Raw genomic sequence first — 6,546 nt, 5'->3', positions numbered from 1 at the left:
CATTGTCTTCTTCTCCTTCCATCCTCCCATCCGGGTGATTTGAAACTTTCTCTAGATCTGGGGGGATCTACTTCCAGTATACTTGCCTATCCAAATCGTATTAAGGAGAAATCTATCGTTAACTCACAGGCGAATTTTTGGGCAGGAAAAAGATACAAATTTTACTAAACAATATTAGCAAATTCAGATGCATATAAGTATTAACCTTCAATTAATTTTATATAGAGAAAAAGCAGTACACGGAAAAGGGGAAGAGCGGTCACGGTGGCCTGAGGGCTGCTCGCGCGGAGAAAGGAGGACCAGCGGGATCGACCTGGCGCTGAACGTCGAGGGGATCAGCGCCCCGGTCAGCTGGTCCTCCCTGGCCCTAGACGCAACCTTTTCTGCTCTTCAGCTCTGGGTCGAGGGCTGAGGCGACTCCGGCTCGGCGCGCACCTGCAGATGCAGCTCGCGCAGTTGCTGCTCATCCACAGGCGAGGGGGCATTGAGCAAGACATCCTGGGCGCTCTGGGTCTTGGGGAAGGCAATCACCTCCCGGATTGTTTGCTCGCCGGCGAGAATCATCACCAGGCGATCCAGGCCCAAGGCGATGCCGCCGTGAGGGGGAGCGCCGTACTCGAAGGCTTCCAGCATATGGCCGAAGCGGTCGCGAATCTGCTCGTCGCTGTAGTTCATCAAAGAAAAGACCTTATGCAGCAGCGAGGCCACATTGATACGGACGCTGCCCCCGCCGATCTCAATGCCATTGCAAATGATATCGTACTGGCGCGAACGCACCTTGAGCGGCTCCGTTTCCAGCAAGGGGATGTCCTCCTCTCGCATGCCGGAGAAGGGATTGTGCTCCGCCTCGTAGCGCCTCTCTTCCTCGTTGTAGCTGAGCAGCGGGAAATCGACCACCCAGCAAAAGGCCAGCTCTTGAGGATCGATCAGTTTCAGGCGCTCAGCCAAGCGCAAGCGCAGGCGAGAGAGCACCTCATTGCAGACCTCGAGCTGGTCGGCCACGAAGAGCAGGAGATCGCCTGGTCCGGCCTGCATGCGCGCCACGATGGCCTGCAGCTGCTCCGGCGTCAGGAACTTGGTCAGAGCTGACTTCAGCTCGCCTGTCGGGCTAATAGCCAGCGAGACCAGACCTTTGGCGCCCAGGCTACGCGCATAGGTGGTCAGCTCCTCCACCTCGCGGCGGCTGTAGCCCGCTGCTCCCGGAACGCGGACACCTTTGACAGCGCCGCCCGCCTCCAGCGCCTGCTGAAAAACCCCGAAATTGCCAGCCGCCAGGTCAGAGATCGTCACCAGCGGCAGATCAAAGCGCAGATCGGGACGATCGTTACCGTAACGCTCCAGAGCTTCCTGATAGGAGAGACGTGGGAAAGGCTTCTCCTTGATGCGCCTCTGCGTCACCCGCTCGACCACAAAGATGAGCAGCCCCTCGATGAGGTTCATGACATCGTTCTCATCGACAAAGGCCATCTCCACATCGAGCTGCGTAAATTCCGGCTGCCGGTCGGCGCGCTGATCTTCGTCGCGGAAGCAGCGCGCGATCTGGAAGTAGCGGTCCAGGCCAGCGACCATCAGCAGCTGCTTGAGCTGCTGCGGCGACTGTGGCAAAGCATAGAACTGACCAGGGTAGAGCCGGCTGGGTACCAGGTAGTCGCGCGCCCCCTCGGGAGTGCTCTTGATCAGCATCGGGGTCTCGATCTCCAGAAAACCCCGCTCATCGAGATAATCGCGCATCGCCTTGATCAGGCGATGACGCAGGATCATATTCTCGCGCATGCGAGCCCGGCGCAGATCAAGATAGCGGTACTTTAAGCGCAGTACCTCATCAACCTGGCTCTCATCGGCGATCGAGAAAGGGGGCACACGCGCGGGATTGAGCACGCGAATAGTGGAGGCGGCTACCTCGATGGTCCCCGTCGCCAGGTGAGGGTTCTCTGTGCCCGGCAGGCGGGGCGCCACCGTCCCCGTCACCTCGATCACATACTCCGCCCGCAGCTCGCTGGCCACACGGTGGGCTTCCGCCGAGCGCGAGGGGTCGCAAACGATCTGAGTGATTCCATAGCGATCGCGCAGATCAAGGAAGATAAGACTTCCATGATCGCGCCGGCGGTTGACCCAACCCGCCAGACGCACCTGCTGCCCACAATGCTCGCGACGCAGCTCTCCACAGGTATGGGTACGATAATGTACGGCGAAACTCACGATTGCTCAGGACTCCTTCTTCACCAATTCCTTTCCGCCACACGGATGCCCCCGCCTTCAGGCATGGGGAGGAAGTGCGGCGCGGGCGTCAGCTCGCTGTTGTTTTCTTCTCGTATTGCCATCCATCTGCTTGCTGCAACAATTTTATGTGCCTGTGCGATATGCCTTGGCAAAGACGTTTCCCTGAACTGTCCTTGCTGTCGAAACACCCGCTAGCACGGACAGCTACACGACCGATCCACCTCCCCGCATCCTTCCCCATTGGCACGTCGGCCACCACCATATCCCCAGTCTGGAGGCCGAAGTGCCTCTTCTGCCGTTCTCGGTGACCGACCGGAAAACCATGAGCATCCGTGTTGCACATCTTCCGCGTTTCACGGCCAACGGCCGACCAAACGGGCGCATCCCTTTGCGCTATAACGATCTTTTCCGGCCTGCTGGCACCTACACAGCAGGCATCGTAATAATGCTCTTTCAGCAACCCACGTTCCAAACGCTGTTTCTTTGTTCTCGCACCCGCACCGCATCCCACTGGCAGGCCCAAGGACAGAAGCCGATGGGACAACGCCCACCGCGTGGCGTTCATGAACGCTGCATCCTTCAACGGCACCTTTACTTGTTTCAACACTTCCGGGAGATGCTCCGCCCGAATCCGGTCGATCTTTTGTCGTGACCGCTTCAACTGTTCCAGCCACTCATGCGGCTGGAGATTCCCCTTTGCCCGGTTGCACTCCTTACATGCCAGCGTCAGGTTGCAGATCCGGTTGGTGCCCTTTGGCCCGCATTTCGGGTTCCACGGCACGACGTGTTCCACCTCCAACGGCATGCCTTCCTTTCCGCAGGAAGCGCACCTTCGCCCCCGTCTCTCCAGCAGGTATTCCCGGACTTCACGTCCAAAGAGTTCTCCTTGCTGGTACTCCACCCCGCTGATTTCCGGGTTCTGGAGCAGTTGAATGTCGAATTTCACCTGTTCCATCGAGATGGAGGTAATCGGTAGCCAACAGGCCACTTTCGTGGCCGCACTCATCGTCTGTCCAACCGGTGCTTCCAACGATGGTAGGAGCCATCCTTCTACCCTGGCATGGGTGGTGTATCTGGGTTTGCGGTACCGTCTCTTGCGGTAGCGCCGGTTGCGACGCAGGCTCCTACGGGCGTCCAACTGGCCTTTGATCTCCGGCTTGTGCCGAATCTCTCCGAGAAAAACGGCTTCGGCTTTGTTCGGTCCATCTTCCCGGAGAGCAGCAAATCCAGTTGTTTTGCTTCCTGGATCCAGCTTCAACCGCATCGGTTGCAGATCGCTTTCCTCCACCGTCCGGTCTTTTCGCCGGATGATAAAGGGCACCTCCGATGCACAACTGCACGACCACGTCTCAGTAAGAACCGCGCCCGTTTTTCCGTACAGGGGATGAGCGGCTTCTTGCGCTTGTCCAAGACAAAAACCATCTTCCCACTCCTTTCGGAGTGCTCTTACGGGCCTGGTGACGCGACAGCCGGACTCGGCCGCCGTCTCTCCTCCCCAAGGTTCTCCCGGCTTTTTGCGCCGGCGGCATCGCTCGCTGCACTCCCGTCCGCTGTTTCACCAGCGGCCACGTCTCCCGGAGACTGGAGAAGCATCCCGAACGTGATGACCGGGATAACGTAGCGCCCTCATTGCCCTTGTCCTTCGGACTCCGACGCTCAGGATGGTCATAGATACCGGCTTCCGCTGAAGGTGCTCAGGCACCTTCCAGTGCCTTCAAGCCCCCGGCTTTAGCCGTGGGGTCTATGACTGCCCTTTCACTTCACGCACAGGCCACGGAAACCGCTTCCCGTGGACAGACACCGATGGCTCAGAAAAAGAAAGAAAGCCTCCCAGGCAGCGGTCCCTGCCAAGAACTCTCGGCGATGGTTGTCACCAAGTGTACACCATCTGGCGCTCAGGCACAACTCCCCGAGGAGCTGGTGTCTACAGAGACCACATTGAGAAGGGAGGCCGTGTTCTGCGCTAGCGCATAGAGCAAGGTCCCTTTAGCCGGATCGGGCTGGGCGGCACGCAGGGAGGCGAACAGGATCGGAGAGGCGTACTGTCCAGTAAGCTGCATGAGAATACTGTTAGAGCCAGACGTTCCTCCCGCCGCCCCACCCCCGAGCGGCGTAAGGGCGAGCAGGCGATGGGTAGCGCTATCGGCGATATAGAGATGAGGAATATGATTTACCAGGCCAGAAGAGAGAATCGCTTTGTTAGAGGCCACCAGGGAAACAGGGCCTTGCTGGGCCGGCACGGTGACGGTGGGCACGGGAGTAGCCAGCGTGAAGCCGCGCTCGCTTACCGGCAGGGTGCCCGGAATGGGACGCTGCACCTGGACAGGCACAGGGACAGGCTCTTGGGCCTTGCCCGAGCTATATTGGAGGCTCTGGACGCTGCCATCGCCCAGCAGGAGAAAGAGCTGATTGTTGGGAAAAGCCGCAATGCTGACCACGTTGGCCGAGACCGGCAGGGGAGCCTGTTTGGTCGTCAGTTTCGTGCGATCGAAGTCGACGATCTGGGCGCTGTTGGGGGCCTGCTTGGAGGAAAAGACCACGTAGACATCGCTGTCCCAGGCGGCGATTAAGGAAGGCACCTGGCCATTTGAGGTCAGGGCCGTATCGATGGGGGCCGTCTTAGCTTTCGTCTGGCCGGCCTGCAGAACGGCCAGCTCATAGCTAGTAGAGGTTGCCCCCTGGCTCTGGCCAGAATGAGCAATGAGCAGGTAGAGCTGCGAGCCATCGTTAGCGGTAGCAACGCCGAGGACCTTGCCGTCAAGCTCGAGGTGGCTCTGCAGGCTATACTGCTGATTGACCTGCATCAGCGGGTAGAGCTGGCTATCTTCTCCCAGGGCGTACAAGAGGGTCTTCCCCTTCTGCTCCAAAGCCGCCAGGCTGCGGGCATGAGTCGCAAGGCTGCCGGTATTGATTGGGCTGACAGCGGTGCTGGAGCAAGGCAGGGAGGTAATACCGAAGCGTTTATTATAGGCAGCCAGGGCGGCCTGGGCCTGGCTGGTCAGAGAGCGCTGCAGGCTGGTGAGCTGTGTACGCTGGGCATCGGAGAGGGTCAGGCCCTGAAGCGAGCGCAGAGACTGCTGAGCGCTGGCCAGGTCTTGCAGGGCGCGCACCGGATCGCTATTCAACTCGCCGGCCGCGCGGTTGACCAGCGTAGTTGCCTGGGCCAGCACCTGATCAGGGTCAGGTCCCTGGCGGAGGACCAGATAGTAGACCGCCCCAGCAACCAGAGCCAGGAATACCACAGCCAGCAGGGCCACATTCAGCAAGAAGATGCGTCCCCGCCGCCGGCGCTTGGCTAACGGTGGGGCAAGAGCAGGCATCGGCATCTCCGACAGGGCCGGTGCCGGGCGAGGGGAGAAAGAGAAGGTGCCACTATGGCCGTTCCCATAGCGGGCCCCCGCCTGGCCGCCCGAGGAAGCCAGCGAAGTCTCCAGAATGGCCGTATCCTCTTCGGGGCCGCCGACCGTCACCGGGCGCCGCTGACGAGGTGGAGGTTCCACGCCCACCTCATTGACGCGAATGACGATCGCCGTAATATTGTCGGGTCCCCCATTCTCATTAGCGCGCTCTACCAGATGATAGACGCTTTCCTGAGGAACAAAGCGGTTGACAATCTCCTGCAGCTCGTCCTCGGTGATAAGCCCGGAGAGGCCATCGGTACAGAGGACCAGCGAATCCCCTTCCTGCAGTGGCTCGGTGAAAATATCGATCTCGACATCGGGTTGTGTGCCCAGCGAGCGAGTGATCACATTGCGCTGCGCGTGAGTACGGGCCTGATCCTCAGTCAGCAAGCCTGCGCGTACCTGCTCGGCAACCCAGGAGTGATCCTGAGAGATCTGCTTGACCGTCTTGCCGCGGATCAGATAAGCGCGGCTATCGCCCACATTGGCAATATAGGCCATATTCCCGCGCAGCACCGCTGCCACGCAGGTTGTGCCCATGCCGCTGCGCAGCATATTCTCGGCTGCGCGTTGATGAATGGCGGCATTGGCGCGCTTAATGGCGCGGACCAGGGCGACCGGAACCTCATCGCTGTCGTCCTGATAGTATGCCGTGCTAACAGTGTCTACGGCAATCTCGCTTGCCACCTCCCCCGCCGCATGACCGCCCATGCCATCGGCCACAATGAACAGTGAGCCTTTGGTTGCCATCACCTGGGGGTCCTTGGGGATGACATAGGCCATATTGTCTTCATTGTGCTCACGCTTGCGGCCAACGTCTGTTAGCTGTGCAACGTCGAGACGGAGTTGTTTGGCCAAAGCACTTCTCTCCCGTACTTGATAGCTCGCGATTGAGTGATGTGCACACTAGGCAATTCCGAGACTT

The 6,546-nt window shown here is 59.5% G+C and carries 2 protein-coding genes and 1 pseudogene; all 3 read right to left on the bottom strand.

Annotated elements, in window-relative coordinates; genetic code table 11:
- Positions 1-390 precede the first annotated feature (390 nt).
- Positions 391-2,199: an aspartate--tRNA ligase gene (aspS, locus tag ACFMO7_RS18840; protein WP_376797033.1), complete on the bottom strand. Its 1,809-nt coding sequence runs from the start codon at positions 2,197-2,199 to the stop codon at positions 391-393.
- 88 nt (positions 2,200-2,287) lie between these two features.
- A pseudogene (gene iscB, locus ACFMO7_RS18835) lies at positions 2,288-3,642 on the bottom strand (RNA-guided endonuclease IscB).
- A 473-nt stretch (positions 3,643-4,115) separates the two neighbouring features.
- A complete protein-coding gene (locus ACFMO7_RS18830) occupies positions 4,116-6,479 on the bottom strand; it encodes a Stp1/IreP family PP2C-type Ser/Thr phosphatase (RefSeq protein WP_376797032.1) in 2,364 nt (787 codons plus the stop codon).
- Positions 6,480-6,546 lie beyond the last annotated feature (67 nt).

Source organism: Thermogemmatispora sp. (genome assembly GCF_042408735.1).
GTDB lineage: Bacteria > Chloroflexota > Ktedonobacteria > Ktedonobacterales > Ktedonobacteraceae > Thermogemmatispora.
The sequence above is the reverse complement of the archived record's forward strand: the minus strand, read 5'-3'. Positions and strand labels throughout refer to the sequence as shown.